A 15,594-nucleotide genomic window follows, 5' to 3' on the forward strand; every position below is an offset into this window, starting at 1 on the left:
ACTCGTCCACGCGCCTCAATCCCGTCCGGGCGGGGCGCCGGATCTGGTTGTCGTGGAGTCCGAAATGTCGATGGCGTCAGCAGGTGACGCGCTCCCGTTCGGGGCAGCGGCGAAGAACGCCGAGCCCGAAATGTTCGACGATGTCGTGCAGCTCGAGGGCCATCACGCCGTACGCGTGGATCGCAGCCGCGATTCGCTCCTGACCGATTTCGGGCGAGCGACGCTCGACAACCGCTACCTCCTGGAGGGCGAGCGCTATCAGGATCTGTTCGGTCGGGTGTCGTCCTATTACGGCGCCGACGCCGCCCATGCGCAGAGAATCTACGATTATATGTCCCGGCACTGGTTCATGCCCTCGACGCCGGTGCTGTCCAATGGCGGCACGACGCGCGGCCTGCCCATTTCGTGCTTCCTCAACGAGGCCGATGACAGCCTGCGCGGCATCGTCGATCTCTGGAACGAAAATGTCTGGCTCGCGGCCAAGGGCGGCGGCATCGGCTCCTACTGGGGCAATCTGCGCTCGATCGGCGAGAATATCGGCCGTAACGGCAAGACCTCCGGCGTCATCCCGTTCATCCGCGTCATGGACAGCCTGACGCTCGCGATCTCGCAGGGCTCGCTGCGTCGCGGCTCGGCGGCGGTCTATCTGCCGGTCTGGCACCCGGAGATCGAGGAATTCGTCGAGATGCGCCGCCCGACGGGTGGCGATCCGAATCGCAAGGCTTTGAACCTCCATCATGGCGTGCTCGTCACGGATGACTTCATGCGCGCGGTCGAGCGTGACGAGGATTGGGGGCTGCGTTCGCCCAAGGACATGACGGTCGTGCGCAGCGTTTCCGCCCGCAGCCTGTGGATCCGGATTCTGACGGCCCGCATGGAGCAGGGCGAGCCCTATGTCATCTATTCCGACCATGTGAACCGCGCACGCCCCGAGCACCACAAACTGGCGGGGCTGGAGGTCAAGACCTCCAACCTCTGTGCCGAGATCACGCTGCCGACCGGTCTCGACCACCACGGCAGGAACCGGACGGCCGTGTGCTGCCTGTCGTCGCTCAACCTCGAGACGTGGGACGAATGGAAAGACGATCCGCAGTTCATCGAGGATGTCCTGCTCTTCCTCGACAACGTGTTGCAGGATTTCATCGATCGCGCACCGGACGACATGGAGCGCGCTAAATATGCCGCCGCCCGCGAGCGGTCGGTGGGTCTTGGCGTGATGGGTTTCCATTCCTTTCTTCAGGCGCGCAACATTCCCTTCGAAAGCGTCATGGCGAAAGTCTGGAACCGCAGGATTTTCCAGTATATTCGCGAGCAGGCCGACAAGGCGTCCCGCCATCTGGCGGAGTTGCGCGGCCCATGCCCGGACGCCGAGGAATACGGCTTCATGGAGCGTTTTTCGAACAAGCTCGCCATCGCGCCGACCGCGTCGATTTCGATCATCGCGGGCAATGCCAGCCCCGGCATCGAGCCGATCAGCGCGAACGTATTCCTGCAGAAGACGCTTTCGGGCTCGTTCACGGTACGCAACCGGCATCTCAAGACACTGCTCGCGGAAAAAGGGCAGGACACGGATGCCGTGTGGTCCTCGATCACGCTGAGCAAAGGCTCCGTCCAGCATCTGGATTTTCTGACGCAGGACGAGAAGGACGTTTATAAAACGGCGTTCGAACTCGACCAGCGCTGGGTCGTCGAGCATGCCGCGGACCGTGCGCCGTTCATCTGTCAGGCGCAGTCGGTCAATCTCTTCCTGCCCGCGGACGTGCACAAGCGCGACCTGCACCAGATCCATTATCTCGCCTGGAAGCGTGGCCTGAAGTCGCTTTATTACTGCCGTTCGCTTTCGGTTCAGCGTGCCGATACGGTCAGTACGATGGCCATCAAGAGTGACATCATGAAGGACGACGATGTGGTGCCTGTCATTGCGGCAGCCCCCAAGACCACGGGAACTGACTATGAAGAATGTCTTGCATGTCAGTGAGACGCGGCGTGTGAAACACCGTATCCCTGCGCGGTCCACGCTCGTCGCCGCCCTGTCCGGGAGTGTTCTGATGATGGCGGCCTGTGTGGCGTCCATGACCCCAAGCGGAACATGGACGCTCGAACGCCTCGGCCAGCAGCCCTCGGCGCCGGACGTTGCGTCACTGATCGTGCTTGAGTCCGACGGGACGGTGAGCGGTTCGGGTGGTTGCAACCGCTTGCGCGGGCACGCAAAATTCTCTGCGAATACAGTGTCGTTCGGCCCGATGATGATGACGCGCATGGCCTGTTCCGGCGCAAAAATGACGCAGGAACAAATGTTTACGCAAGCACTCGATGCGGCGCGGCACTGGCGTATAGAAGGCGATCTTCTCGTGCTGGAAGATGCCGCGCACAGCCAGCTTCTGACATTCCGGCGCTCCTGACCGCTGCCTGACCATTCGAGAAATTCGAGGATCCAACATGAGTGAATCCCCCACAGCCGAAACGGTTACCAAAGATCTTGAGCATCTCGATCTGCTGACCGCCAATCCGGTTTACAAGCCGTTCCGTTATCCATGGGCTTATGACGCATGGCTGACCCAGCAGCGCGTTCACTGGCTGCCTGAGGAAGTGCCGCTCGCCGATGACGTCAAGGACTGGCACCGCTCGCTGACGGAAGGCGAGCAGCATCTCGTCACACAGATCTTCCGCTTCTTCACCCAGGCGGATGTCGAGGTGAACTCGGCCTACATGAAGTACTACAGTCAGGTCTTCAAACCGACCGAAGTGCTGATGATGCTGTCGGCATTCTCGAACATCGAGACAATCCATATCGCGGCCTATTCGCATCTCCTCGATACGATCGGCATGCCCGAGACGGAATACGCGGCCTTCCTCAAATACAAGGAGATGAAGGACAAGTACGACTTCATGCAGTCGTTCTCCGTCTCCAGCAAGCGCGAGATCGCCAAGACCATGGCGGCGTTCGGCGCGTTTATGGAAGGACTTCAGCTTTTCGCCTCGTTCGCGATCCTGCTGAATTTCCCGCGCTTCAACAAGCTCAAGGGCATGGGGCAGATCGTCACCTGGTCGATCCGTGACGAGACGCTGCACTGCCTGTCCATGATCCGGCTGTTCCGCACCTTCATCCGTGAGAACCCCGAGATCTGGACGGAGGATTTCCGAGAGGAGATCGGCCAGATCTGCCGCACGACGGTCGAGCATGAAGACGCGTTCATCGACCTGGCCTTCGAGATGGGACCGGTGGAAGGGCTGAGCGCACAACAGGTGAAGACCTATATCCGCTTCATCGCGGATCGCCGCATGACGCAGCTCGGTCTGGACCCGATCTATCACGTGCCTGAAAATCCGCTGCCCTGGCTCGATGACCTGCTGAACGCCGTCGAGCATGCAAATTTCTTCGAAAACCGCTCCACCGAATATTCCCGCGCCTCGACATCCGGCACCTGGGAAGAAGCGTTCGAGAGCAGCGTTTTTGAGTGAAAAGCCATCCTGACGCGCCTTGCCGCGTCAGGATTCCGTTACGACCGGGCCGTCTGGCGTGAGGCACGCCATCCGGCGCAATATGGACTCGGCGTGTGGCGTGAAGACGCCATTATCCTGATGCAGGATGAGACCGGGCGCCAGCATGAAGGCGCCCCGGCCGCCCACCGTCGCACGAACCAGCACCAGTTTCGCCGCGCGGCCCGCTTTGGGCCAGAGTGGCAGCAGCACGATACTCCCGCAACCGGCCTCACGCAGGGCGACGCAGGCCTCATCCGTCGCGGCCGCCGGCAGGGCGAGGGTGATGGTGCCTCCGGGCAGCGTCCAGCGCGCCAGGGTGGCGATCCAGCGCTGCCATCCTTCCGGCGGCTGGGAGAGAGCGAGGCTGCGGCGGCGGTCGGGAGAAGGCGGCCTGTCATGGCGGTGCCATGGCGGGTTCGCCATACTGTGTCGGAAGCGTCCATTGGGGCTGTTGGTCAGGTCCCGAAGGGTCTTGGGCATTTCGGGCACGCGTGTTTGCAGAACGATCAGGGATGCGGCCTTGTTGGCGCGGAAGTTTTCCGCCGCGAGCATCGCCGTCTGGGGGTCGAATTCCAGACCGACACCCTGAATTTTTTCAAGACGCGCGTTGAGGCACAGTAATCCGGCTCCAGCCCCACACCCAGCCTCAAGGATCGTATCGCCCGGCTCGGCCGGAACAAAGGCAGCCATGAGCACGGGCTCGATTCCGGTTCGATAACCCGCGCGGAACTGCCGATAGGTCACGCGACCACCCAGCAGTGTGCCGTCGGAGAAGATGTCTTCTCCGTCATAGATGGGATCGTCTGGGTTGACCGTATTGTCGCCGCCGCTCATATGGATTTCACCTGATCAAGAGGCCGGTCCGAAGTCCGCGTGCGGTCGGGCCGGCGTCGTCGCCGTCCGCTCTCCGACCGGCGGGCTCCGCGATCCGACCAATATATCGCACCTTGCCATGGATGACAGGCGGGGTGATGAGTGGAGAGCCGTCTTGGGTGCTGCCGACAGTCTGACCGAAACCCAGCCCGCCGCACCGGCGCAAGGCGCAACGGACAAGGGCCAGAACGCGCTGTCTGCGCTGGCCACCTATCTGCAGGAGGACATGGAAGCGTGCAATCGCACCATCGTGGCCCGCATGCAGAGTCCCGTTCCCCTGATTCCCCAGCTGGGCGCCCATCTCGTAGCGGCAGGAGGCAAGCGCCTGCGCCCCCTGCTGACGCTGGCTTCCGCGCGCCTGTGCGGCTATCCCGCTGACGCCGACCATCAGCGTCATGTCGGTCTCGCGGCCTGCGTCGAGTTCATTCACACGGCGACGCTCCTGCACGATGACGTGGTGGATGAGAGTCTGCTGCGGCGCGGACTCGCTTCGGCCAATGCCGTTTTCGGCAACAAGGCGTCGGTGCTGGTGGGCGATTTCCTGTTCGCGCGTTCGTTCCAGCTCATGACGGCGGACGGCTCGTTGCGCGTTATGGCCATTCTCTCCGCCGCATCCGCCACCATCGCCGAGGGCGAGGTGTTGCAGATGGCGACCCAGAACGATCTTTCGACGCCGATTGAAAAATATCTGGAAGTCATTCACGGCAAGACCGCGGCCCTGTTCGCCGCGGCCTGTCGTGTCGGCGCCGTGGTCGCGGGGCGTTCGGAGCGGGAAGAAGAAGCGCTGGACGCATACGGCACCAATCTCGGCATGGCTTTCCAGCTCGTCGATGACGCGCTGGATTATGCCGCCGATCAGCAGACGCTGGGCAAGACGGTTGGCGATGACATGCGTGAAGGCAAGATCACCTTGCCGGTTCTGGCGGCCTATCATGCGGCGGATGCCCAGGGACGGGCTTTCTGGGAGCGTGTCATCGAGCAGGGCGAGCAGACCGACGAGGACCTCCCGCACGCGCTTGAACGGATCGCCCAGACAAACGCCATCCGTACGACGGTGGAATGTGCCCAGACCTATGCCGACAAGGCGGTTCAGGCCCTGTCGATCTTCCCGGACAGTCCGATCCGCCGCCTGATGGTGGATGCGGCGGCCTATACGGTCAGCCGGGCGAACTGAGGCGCCGCGCGGCTCGGCGCGGGCCGCTCCAGAACCGTGAAGCCTCCGTAACCCATGCGGGCGATGGCCGCGCGCAGGCGCTCGGGCTCCGGGGGGGGAGCCGTCAGGATCATTTCTTCTTCGGCTTCGCGAGGAGCGCGAACGCTGTGCGAGTCACAATGCTGCTCCAGGACGGTCGCGGCCTGACGGGCGACGGACGCCGCCGGATCGAGCCATGTGACGTGGGCGGGACCAAGCCGGGCAAAGGTCTGGGTGAGAAAAGTATAATGGGTGCAGCCCAGACCCACCGTGTCGATGTCCTCGCCGCCAAGTTGCCCGAACAGGGCGGCCAGTTCGCGGGAGACCAGAACTTCGGGGATGTCTTCACCCAGAAAGGCGCGCTCCGCGAGGTCGGCGAGGCCGCGTGCGCCATGCGTGATCATGATGCAATCCGTCGCATAGGCACGATGCAGGCTGCCCAGATAAGGGCGGCGCACCGTCGCGGCGGTCGCCAGAATCCCGATCACACGGCTGATACTGACGCGCGCCGCCCAACGGACGGGCGGCACACATCCCACGAAGGGCACCGAAAATCGGGCGCGCAAGGGTTCGAGAGCCAGCGTGCTGGCCGTGTTGCACGCAATCAGAACAAGGTCCGGGCGGCGTGCCTCGATCTGCTCGCCGATCAATGTCAGCAGGCGTGAGACCAGCAGATCATCATCCTGCTCCCCATAAGGGAACAGGGCGTTGTCGGCGAGATAGTCGACTTTCGTACCCTGCGGCAGCGCTTCTCTCAGGGCGCGGACCACGCCGAGTCCCCCGATGCCGGAGTCGAAGGCCAGAACCCGTCCGCGCGGCCTGATGCTCAAAGGAGGCGGCTCATGAGGTCAGGCTTCGGCCTTGCCCTTGAGCGCCGCGGCTTCTTCAGCGCTGCCGACGCCGCCGTGACGCTTCGACCAGCCACACGGATCTTCGAGGAAACGCCGGACTTCGGCGATATCGCTGTCCGAAAAGTAATCCTTGTCCGCGCAGGCTTCGAGGACGTCCCACCAGGTGCACAGCGCATGCAGCGAGATGTTCATGTCGGCCAGGGTGCGGTGCGCGCCGGGGAACACGCCGTAGAAAAAGACCACGAAAGTGTGGTCCACGATGGCTCCGGCTTCACGCAGCGCGTTGGCGAAACGGATTTTCGAAGCGCCGTCCGTGGTCAGATCCTCGACAAGCAGCGTGCGCATGTTTTCGGGCACGTCGCCTTCGATCTGGGCATTGCGCCCGAAACCCTTGGGCTTCTTGCGGACATAGGCCATCGGCGTGAGCATCCGGTCGGCGATCCATGCCGCGAAAGGAATGCCCGCCGTCTCACCGCCGACGACGGCATCGATGCTTTCATAGCCGATATGCCGACCGATTTTCTCGACGGCGAGTTCGACGATCTTGGCCCGCGCGCGCGGGAAGAAAATGATCTTGCGGCAATCGATATAGACCGGGGATTTCCAGCCCGATGTCAGCGTGTAAGGCTCTTCCGGACGGAAATTGATGGCCTTGATCTCGAGCAGGATACGGGCAGCCGTCAGCGCCGCGTCGCGGTCCCACTGCGTTTGGCGGTCACCGAGAGTCCCACCTTGTTCACCGCTGCCCATTACGATCTCCTCAATGAATTGTCATGGTGGCGACCAGTTGTTTGCCTGATCGCGTAAACCATCTCTCCTTACAAGAGCGAGTGCTTGCGTCATAGGGAGAACCGGTCTTATTATAGGCAAGTATTAATAATCATTCTCAATTGGATCAAAGCCCGTGAATCTCGACACCCGCCGGATTGGACGTAAGTGCGAACGCGCCGTCGTGACAGCGTATCAGGAGTTGCGTGAGGTCGGACAGCCTGACATGCAGGCCTTCGCCGCATGCACCACGCTCTATCGCATTCACCATCCCGAATCGTCTCTGAACGAAGCGCGACGTCTGGTTTCGGAATGGATCGACCATCACGTCGTGCGTCAGGCCGAAGGCGCGACACCCGGCTGCGAATGTAACTAGCACCGTCTTCGCCCCGGGGCGGGAGGGAGCCTTCGTCAGGAAACTTTCAGAAAAACGGTTTCGACCTGCTCGGGCGTAAAATCCGCCCAGGTCGTGTTCGTGCGAAACGCGGTCACCGTCGCGGGCGGGTAGCCGCGCAAGAGGATGGCGTCATGAGCGCTGTCGTAAGCGCTGTTACCGGACATGAGATGGCAGAATTCCGCCATGGTCGGATTATGACCGACGATCATGATCGCCTCTGTGTGTCCGCCCTCGTTTTTCAGCAGTTCCACGATGCCCTCGGGAGCGGCGTCATAGAGACGTTCGACGGGGCGTACCGGCGTCGCTTCTCCGAGTTCTTGGGCTATGAGATCGGCCGTCTCGACGGTTCGCGCAGCCGGGCTGCACCAGATTGCCAGCGTGGCCGGGACGAGGCCGCTTGCCGCGATGGCGATGCCCGCCGCCCGGGCCTGATCGCGTCCATGCGCTGTAAGAACGCGTCCGCGATCGTTATCGTCGAAGGCCGGTACCGCCTGCGCATGTCGCACAAGCAGGAGGAGGCGAGCCGTCAAGCGCCGTGTCCCGGCGCACGACCGGCGATGGTGTTGTGGTGACGAATGACCTCGCGAATGATGAAGGCGAGGAATTTTTCCGCGAAATCGGGATCGAGCCGGGCAGCCTGTGCGAGTTCGCGCAGACGCGCGATCTGCGCGGCTTCACGGTTCGGGTCCGCTGCGGGAAGACCGGCGGAAGCCTTGAGTTCGCCCACGGCCTGCGTCTGACGAAAGCGCTCGGCGAGCATGTGGATCAGCGCGGCATCGATGTTGTCGATGCTCTGGCGGTGCAGTTCCAGCTCGACACGCGCGCGGTCAACCGGGATCGAGGTCGATCCAGGCGAGGTGGCCGCCTTTCCCCGCGCCGAGGTCGGTGAAGATGGCGCGGCCGCCGCTGCGCCCGTCGCGAATCCAGGGGCGTCCGTCTGTCGATCGTCTGTCATGTCCACAGTAAACTACATGGCCTGACGGAATATGATCAACCCAGCGCAAACGCCGCTCCGGATATCCGTCATGCTGCATGCGCCCGGTCGTCTCCCCGAAAAGCGCGCGGGAAAGCAGATGGCTCATCTCGCCCAGGGCCGGGGGCGGGGGTTCGAAGAGCATCCCGGTGTGAAAACCACCATGCACGAAGGTCATGTTGCCCAGGGTCAGCCAAGCAGGGGCATGCTCGATCGCGTCCAGAGCCCGCTCGCGCAGCCCGGCCTCGAGGGGGTCGGAGAGCTGGCGCAGGGTTTCTTCGAGGGGCGCATCGCGACGCAGCCGCCGTCCCTGGAGCGCACGACCGAGCTTGCGGTCGTGATTGCCAAGAATGAACAGGCCGCGATCGTCCTCCTGCAGATCCAGCATGAGTCGTAACGTTCCGGCGCTGTCGGGGCCGTGGTCGACGAGATCGCCGAGCTGGATGATGAACCTGTCTGTCGCGGCCGCATGCTCGAACGCCGCAAGATCGCCATGCACGTCGCCCACGACACGCAGTCCGCGTCCCGCGATCAGGGTCGCAAGATCAGGGTGGTCCGAGGTGGGCGACGTGCTGAAAATGGCTCCGCTCCCTGTGGCTGCGGTGTGTTCTTCAAAGAACCGACAAGCGACGCTTTCCGCAAGGACGCAACGGGTCCGTTTCAATATGGGAGAGCGCGCTCCCGATTACGAGACTGAATCCTCGGGCATTTTGTCGGCAAAGGCGGTCGCGCTCGAAAGATCGACGGAGAGCACGCGGCTCACGCCGCGTTCCTGCATCGTCACGCCAAACAGCCTGTCCATGTGCGCCATGGTCAATTGATGATGCGTCACCACCAGAAAACGGGTGCCGGCTTCACTCGCCATGTCACGCACCAGACCACAGAGTCGCTCCACATTCGCATCATCCAGCGGTGCGTCCACTTCATCGAGCACGCAGATCGGGGCGGGCTGGCAGCGAAATGTCGCGAATACGAGAGACAGTGCCGTCAGAGCCTGCTCGCCGCCGGATAGCAGCGAGAGCGTGGAGAGTTTCTTGCCCGGCGGCTGGGCATAGATTTCAAGCCCCGCTTCCAGAGGGTCATCGCTCCCGACCAGCGCCAGATGAGCGCGGCCGCCACTGAACATGCGTCCGAACAGGGTCTGGAAATTGCGATCGACTTCCGCGAAAACGGCCTGAAGCTTCTCGCGTCCCTCACGGTTCAGATGACCGATGGAGCCGCGCAGACGGTTGATGGCTTCCTGAAGATCCTCATGCTCGCGGGCGAGAAGATCGGACTGGGCGCGGGCCTCATCATGCTCCTGCTCGGCGCGCAGATTGACGGGACCAAGCGCGTCCCGTTCGCGTGCGAGACGGGAGAGCCGACGACGCAGGCCGCTTTCAGCCTGTTCGGACACATCCTCAGGGGGGGCGATATCCGGCGCCGGACCAGCGGCCAGAAGCGCATCGCGCGCCGCGCGGCCCTGCTCCAGGCGTTCAGCGAGCCGGATTTCATCCTCGCGCGCGGCGACGGCGCGCTTGTGCTCCGCCGTCTTGCGGGACGCGGCCTCACGAGTGCTGTTCTCAAGCGTCATGAACGCGGCTTCAGCCTCCGTGACTGCGGTTTCCGCGTCCGCCAGAGCCTCCTGCTGCTTTTCCATCGCGATACGCAGTCGTTCCGGTTCGCTTTCGGCTTCCCGCAATGCGGCCTGAAACAGGCCCAGGCGGCGCAGGGCTTCGTCACGTTCACGACGCAGGCTTTCGCCACGCGCCGCACCGGCTTCGATGCGCGGCTTTATCCGGGCGATAGCTTCGACGACGCGTGTATTCTCGGCCTCCAGAAGCATCTGGGAGGTTCTCGCCTCATCCAGCGCGCCGCGTGCGCTGTCCGTCGCGCCCTGAGCGGCCAGGGCGACCATTTCGAGATCATCGACGTTCGTGACTTCCGGCAGGCGATCGCGCTTTTCACGCGCGGCGTCCCGTGCCCGGATCTGGGCTTCCAGCCGGGGCAGAAGCACGGCTTCGCGGCCCAGCAGGGAGACGCGCCGCTCGGAGAGCTGTCGATGGCGGACAACAAGATCGCCCAGGCGGCTTTCGTCCGCCTGCAATGCGAGCCGCAGCGTTTCGACCTGTTGTCGTGCGCGCTCGCGCGCCGCATGCGCCTCCTCCTGCGCCTGTCGCGCCTTGAGGGGATCAAGCGCGGCGGCGAGGCGGTTCCTGTCCTGTTGACGCTGTTCTGCCTGCTCGAACTCCCTGCGGGTGTGTGCGAGAGCGGGGACCAGCGTTTCGATCCGGTTGGTGGCGGCTTCGTGACGGAGGCTCGACTGCCGACGGGTCTCGCGGACCGTTTCCAGAACACGCGTCGCCTGAATGCGGGCCTGAGTGGCGACGGTCAGCGCGAGATGAGCCTCCTGCGCCCGGTCACGCGTGACGCGCTCTTCGCGCTCGGCGGTTTCGCTATCCGGCAACGCCCTCAGGGCGCTGGACGCGTCGTCCAGTCTCTGGCGGGCTTCCGCCAGCGCGGCCTGTGTCGCGTCACGCTCCCGGAGAGCGATCTGCATGGCCGCGTTCGCGGCCGTGGCCTGAGCGTCGAGCGTAGCTTCGTGACGCCGCGCTTGCGTCGCTTTCTGCTCCGTCGGATGGCGGTCCCTGCGGAGTGCGGCCAGCGCGTCTTCGATCCGCGTCAACGCCTCTGCCGCTTGCCCCGCCGTGGCTTGCAAGGGCGTCAGCGCCGCCTCGGTCTCAGCCAGCAAGCGGTCGAGCCGAATGAGGGCGTGGCGGCGTTCGAGCTTCTGCGCGGCGTGGCTCGGACGTCCACCCGAGACCCGATAGCCGTCCCAGCGCCACAGGGCGCCGTCGCGCGTGACGAGTGCAAGTCCGCGTGCCAGTCGCGTCTGAAGCGCTGGTCCGGCCTGCGGATCGTCGATCACCCCGACCGCCTCCAGAGCGCGCGAAAGCGCAGGCGGTGCCGTCACCAGACTGGACAGGGGTATGGCCGAAGGCGGCAGGTCCGTGGAAGGCGAGGGGGGAAGCGCGCGCCAGCTATGGGAGAGCGAAGGATCTTCTCCAAGGCTCGCATCGAGGCCATCCGCGAGGGCTGCCGCGACCGCGCGGCTCCAGGTCTCGGGAATATCGAGGAGATCGATCACGGACGGGTGTAGGGGATCGGCCTCCGCGTCGGCATTGGGCGCCAGACCGTCCCGCCGGGCGCGCAGACGCAGCAGTTCGGCTTCAGCCTCCTGAACGGCGGCTGCCGCCGCGTCGCGTGACTGGCGGCTCCCCGCGAGCCGGGATTCATGCTCGCCGATCTTCTGATCGAGGATACGCAGGGCGTCTTCGGCGAGCCGGGCGCCCTCGCGTGCCTCGATAAGCCGCGCTTCCGTGACAAGACCGTTCCCGGCCGCGTCACAGTCGCGCGTCGCCTGGGAAGCATGGGCTTCCAGCCGCTTGAACGCGGTCAGGGCGGTTTCATGCTCGCGTCTGGCAATCACCGAGCGTTGGGCCAGTTCCTGTCGGGCGGCGGCGGAGGCCAGTTTTTCCGCATCGGCCTTGCCCGAATCCGTCCGCGCCGCCTCTTCGGCGGCTTCCGCCCGCTTCGCGGCCTCGAAGGCATCCTGCTCGCCGGTCGCGAAAGCCGCGCGGGCGTCCTCGGACTCGAGCGAGGCGGCCGCGGCTGCATGCTGCCGCTCGAATTCCGCGATCTGCGTTTTGAGATCGTCCAGTTGGGTCTTGAGCCGCGCCTGTTCGGCGGCGTGATCCGCACCCTGTTTTTCGACCTCCGCGCGGGTGTGATCGGCGCGTTCGGCATGGAGTTCCGCGTCCTGACGCGCCTGAATGGCGCGTTCCAGCGCCGCCGCCGTGGCCGCGCGGGAGGCCGTAAGGGTCGTCTCTTCCCGCGTCAGTTCACGCAGCGCGTCTTCCGCGGGCAGTTCGGCCCGCAACCCGTCGAGTTCGGCCTCCAGGGCGCCGACTTCCGCCAGGAGACTGTCATGCTGGATCTGTGCGGCCTGCAAGGCCTGACGTCGCGAGTCGGCTTCGATACGCGCTTCCACCAGCGCCTCATTGGCGTTCTGGAGTCGAGCCTGCCTCTCCTGAAGGGTTTGCTCCGCCGTTTCGCGTTCATGCTGCGCGGATGCGAGACGCTGCGGGAGAGCTGCCGCCGCGTGCTCGAGGCGATCGCCTTCGGCGATGTCCGCGCGCAATGCGGCCTCTGTTTCCGCCAGTCGCGCTTCCGCCGCGCGGGCATCCGCCTCGCCTTCGCCCGAGCGCGTGAGCGCGGCCTCCAGAGTTCGCGCGGCCTCGGCTTCAGCCAGGGTCGCCGTCTCGACCAGCACCCGAAGACGCTCGAGCCTGGCGCGGGCGGCGTCACTTGTGGCCTGCGCCGCGGGGAGGCGGGCCTGAAACTGCTGTTCCTGCGTTTCTTCCGCGGCGGCGCGTTCCTGGGCCTCCGCGAGAATCGATCGCGCCGTCGCGAGGGCTTCCTCGGTCTGTGTGATGACGTGATGGGCGCGGGCATGCAGAAGGGCCTGCAGGGTGGCTTCGTCATCGCGCAGGTTTTCCGCGATGGCGCGATAGCGCCTGGCTTGCAGCGTCTGCTCGCCGAGCGTCTCGAGACGCTGTTCGATCTGGAGACGCAGATCTTCCGAGCGCGCGAGATTGGCTTCGGTCTGCCGTAATTTGAGTTCCGCGTCATGGCGGCGGGCGTGGAGCCCGCTGATCCCGGCGGCTTCTTCCAGCAGGGCGCGTCGCTCGTCAGGTTTCGCGTTGATCAACGTGCCGACGCGATTCTGGCTGATGATCGAGGAGCTGCGCGCGCCGGAAGAAAGATCGGCGAACATGGTGGTGACGTCGCGGGCCCGCACGCTCCTGCCATTGAGGCGGAAATCGCTGCCAGCACCGCGCTCCGCCTTGCGGGTGATCTCAAGCTCTTCGGCGTCCGTGAACGGTCCCGGCGCAAGTCCCCTGGCGTCTTCCAGCCAGAGCGTGACTTCCGCCTGGTTGCGGGCCGGGCGCGCGCTGGTGCCCGCGAAAATCAGGTCGTCGAGTTCGCCGCCCCGCAGCGCGCGGGCCGAGCTTTCGCCCATGGCCCAGCGCATCGCCTCGACCACGTTGGATTTGCCGCAGCCATTCGGGCCGACCACCCCGGTCAGGCCCGGGAGGATCTCGACTGTGGCGGCGTCCGCGAAGCTCTTGAAGCCCGCGATGCGGAGGCGGGTGATCTTGGCCGTCATGGGCGGGGCATAGCGTTTTTCGGGTCGGGAGAGCCAGTCGGTTTATGCATGACATATCTTCGCGACGGGCTTGGACTCCGATTGAAATGTCGGGACGGGACCGAAATGGGCAGACAAAGTCGTATCGGAAACATCGAATATGACGCGTAAACGCCGGATCTTATCCGCGCGGCCCATATCGGTCCGAGCCTTCAGCCCAATCTGTATTTCGAGGACGGATCGACGCGGTTTTCTGTTTGCGAAGCGTCCTGTGGATGGGCCTGAAATTCCGGAATGCGCCGAAATGGCAGCCATCCTCACGCATATGCCGTCCGAAGTCGCGGCACCGCCCGCCAGAACGTGCCGTATCTATGGCTTCAGACCGTAGCAGGTCCTGGAACAGGCAACACGCTCGACGTCGCTTTTGAGTGACGTCAGTTCTTCAGGGAGTCTTCGTCCCTGAAGAACGCGGCGTTTACAGACGCTTACCAGTTGGTTCGCGTTTTCTGACGTGTCGTGGTTTTCGCTCAGCCCGCAGCTTTCTTCACCTGCTCCTCGAACGCCGCATAGGACGAAAGCTCTTCGGTGAACGGGATGTTATTGAAGCGGAAGAAGGGCGTCCCCTGGATGTTGTATTTCGTGCCGTCGTCGCCCGCCTGAGTGACGATCGCCTGACGCAGCGTCTCGTCCTGGTCGATCTTGTCGAACTGGGCACTTGAAATGCCGGCAAGGGCCGCAATCTGCTTCAGGCCGACCTTCGGATCCTTGGGCTGACCATCGGGGCTGAAGGCCCACCGGTCCAGGCTGCTCAGCACCGTGTTGATGAACGGCTCGTAACGGTCGACCGGCAGGGAGCGCGCCACCATCGAGGCGAGCAGGGCCGTCTGATCGAGAGGGAAGTCGTGATAGACGTAAAGGATCTTGCCGGTGTCGATCAGCTTGGTTTTCACCTCGGGGAAAACCGTCATCTGATAATGCGCGCAATGCGTGCAGGTCAGAGAGAACCATTCATGAACATGGACGGGCGCCTTGGGATTGCCGATGGCGCGTTCCGTCAGGCGGAGGTCTTCGGCGCGGGCCGGGCGCATCGAAACAGAAACAGGCAGCGCGATGGCAGGGATGGCTGCGAGTAGCATGCGGCGGCTGATGGGCATAAAAACGAACTCCACGAGGCGGAAAAGAACACAGAATGCAAAATCAGCGCCTCGCCGCCTCGCGTCAAGGTGGGGGAGCGTCAGGGGGACGCCCGGTGTACCAGATCGGCGAATTCGTCGAAGGTTTCCGGGCCTCGGTCGTGGGGCGTGTCGTTGAAGCGGAAGTAGGGTGTGCCGCCGATGTTGTATCTGGTTGCATCTTCGCCCGCCCGGGCGATAATGGCGTCCCGCAGCCCGTCGTCCTGACGGATCGCGTCGAAGCGGTTGCTCGAGAGGCCCGCGAGTGCCGCGATCTGTTTCAGGCCCGCGATTGCATCTTTGGGCTGGCCATCTGTGCTGAAAGCCCATCGGTAGAGGCTGCCGAGCACGGTGCTGACGAAGGGCTCATAGCGATCGACGGGTAGCGACCGCGCGACCATGGCCGCGAGAAGAGCCGTCGGGTCGATCGGCTGGTCACGATAGGTGTAGAAGATCTTTCCCGTATCGATCAGCTTCGTCCTGACTTCAGGAAAGACGGCCGTCTGGAACTGCGCGCAATGCGTGCAGGTCAGGGAAAACCATTCCTGAACATGCACGGGCGCTTTCGGATCGCCGAGCGAACGATCGGCGAGGCGTTCGTCAGCCGCCATCGCCCGGCGTCCCGGCAGGACGAGCGGAAGGGTGACGGCCGGGAGAGCGGCGAAAAGGGCGCGACGACGGATGAGCATGTGGGGAA

14 protein-coding genes are annotated in these 15,594 nt (G+C 64.0%); 5 read left to right on the plus strand and 9 right to left on the minus strand.

From position 1 onward, the window contains the following. Nucleotides 1-70 precede the first annotated feature (70 nt). The 3 genes from PWM43_RS04445 to PWM43_RS04455 are packed head-to-tail and all read left to right on the plus strand — an operon-like array spanning nt 71 to nt 3,462. Entirely contained in the window at nt 71-1,978 is a 1,908-nt protein-coding gene (locus PWM43_RS04445; RefSeq protein WP_289841727.1) for a ribonucleoside-diphosphate reductase subunit alpha, read from the plus strand. A 10-nt stretch (nt 1,979-1,988) separates the two neighbouring features. Continuing rightward, nucleotides 1,989-2,402 carry an META domain-containing protein gene (locus PWM43_RS04450; protein WP_289841366.1) on the plus strand — a complete coding sequence of 138 codons (414 nt, stop codon included), beginning with the start codon at nt 1,989-1,991 and terminating at the stop codon, nt 2,400-2,402. Between the two features lie 37 nt (nt 2,403-2,439). Continuing rightward, nucleotides 2,440-3,462, plus strand: coding sequence for a ribonucleotide-diphosphate reductase subunit beta (locus tag PWM43_RS04455; protein ID WP_289841367.1), 1,023 nt, complete (start codon nt 2,440-2,442; stop codon nt 3,460-3,462). 27 nt (nt 3,463-3,489) lie between these two features. Here PWM43_RS04455 and PWM43_RS04460 read toward each other — a convergent pair whose 3' ends face one another. Further along, nucleotides 3,490-4,317, minus strand: a complete 828-nt coding sequence (locus PWM43_RS04460; protein ID WP_289841368.1) for a tRNA1(Val) (adenine(37)-N6)-methyltransferase — start codon at nt 4,315-4,317, stop codon at nt 3,490-3,492. Between the two features lie 154 nt (nt 4,318-4,471). Here PWM43_RS04460 and PWM43_RS04465 point away from each other — a divergent pair, with 154 nt between their 5' ends. After that, nucleotides 4,472-5,530, plus strand: coding sequence for a polyprenyl synthetase family protein (locus PWM43_RS04465; RefSeq protein WP_394356027.1), 1,059 nt, complete (start codon nt 4,472-4,474; stop codon nt 5,528-5,530). On the opposite strand, the gene murI is transcribed toward PWM43_RS04465, so the two are convergent. Both murI and PWM43_RS04475 read right to left on the minus strand, forming a co-directional pair. Then, nucleotides 5,506-6,378, minus strand: a complete 873-nt coding sequence (gene murI, locus PWM43_RS04470) for a glutamate racemase (RefSeq protein ID WP_289841369.1) — start codon at nt 6,376-6,378, stop codon at nt 5,506-5,508. The genes PWM43_RS04465 and murI overlap by 25 nt on opposite strands. An 18-nt stretch (nt 6,379-6,396) precedes the next feature. After that, complete coding sequence (locus PWM43_RS04475) at nt 6,397-7,149, minus strand: orotate phosphoribosyltransferase (RefSeq protein ID WP_289841370.1); 753 nt, start codon at nt 7,147-7,149, stop codon at nt 6,397-6,399. 154 nt (nt 7,150-7,303) lie between these two features. Here PWM43_RS04475 and PWM43_RS04480 point away from each other — a divergent pair, with 154 nt between their 5' ends. Then, complete coding sequence (locus PWM43_RS04480; protein ID WP_289841371.1) at nt 7,304-7,543, plus strand: hypothetical protein; 240 nt, start codon at nt 7,304-7,306, stop codon at nt 7,541-7,543. Between the two features lie 35 nt (nt 7,544-7,578). Here the strand turns inward: PWM43_RS04480 and PWM43_RS04485 are convergent, their stop codons facing one another. From PWM43_RS04485 to PWM43_RS04510, 6 genes are all read right to left on the minus strand, one after another. Beyond that, a complete protein-coding gene (locus PWM43_RS04485) occupies nt 7,579-8,094 on the minus strand; it encodes a SixA phosphatase family protein (protein ID WP_289841372.1) in 516 nt (171 codons plus the stop codon). Further along, entirely contained in the window at nt 8,091-8,402 is a 312-nt protein-coding gene (locus PWM43_RS04490) for a chorismate mutase (protein ID WP_289841729.1), read from the minus strand. The genes PWM43_RS04485 and PWM43_RS04490 overlap by 4 nt, the downstream gene beginning before the upstream one ends. After that, nucleotides 8,392-9,117, minus strand: a complete 726-nt coding sequence (locus tag PWM43_RS04495; protein ID WP_289841730.1) for a metallophosphoesterase — start codon at nt 9,115-9,117, stop codon at nt 8,392-8,394. The genes PWM43_RS04490 and PWM43_RS04495 overlap by 11 nt, the downstream gene beginning before the upstream one ends. A gap of 105 nt (nt 9,118-9,222) precedes the next feature. Continuing rightward, nucleotides 9,223-13,746, minus strand: a complete 4,524-nt coding sequence (locus PWM43_RS04500) for an AAA family ATPase (RefSeq protein ID WP_289841373.1) — start codon at nt 13,744-13,746, stop codon at nt 9,223-9,225. Between the two features lie 506 nt (nt 13,747-14,252). Beyond that, nucleotides 14,253-14,879 carry a thioredoxin domain-containing protein gene (locus tag PWM43_RS04505; RefSeq protein ID WP_289841374.1) on the minus strand — a complete coding sequence of 209 codons (627 nt, stop codon included), beginning with the start codon at nt 14,877-14,879 and terminating at the stop codon, nt 14,253-14,255. Nucleotides 14,880-14,959: 80 nt separating this feature from the next. Further along, nucleotides 14,960-15,586, minus strand: a complete 627-nt coding sequence (locus PWM43_RS04510) for a thioredoxin domain-containing protein (RefSeq protein ID WP_289841375.1) — start codon at nt 15,584-15,586, stop codon at nt 14,960-14,962. Nucleotides 15,587-15,594 lie beyond the last annotated feature (8 nt).

Source organism: Brytella acorum (assembly GCF_029309905.1).
GTDB lineage: Bacteria > Pseudomonadota > Alphaproteobacteria > Acetobacterales > Acetobacteraceae > Brytella > Brytella acorum.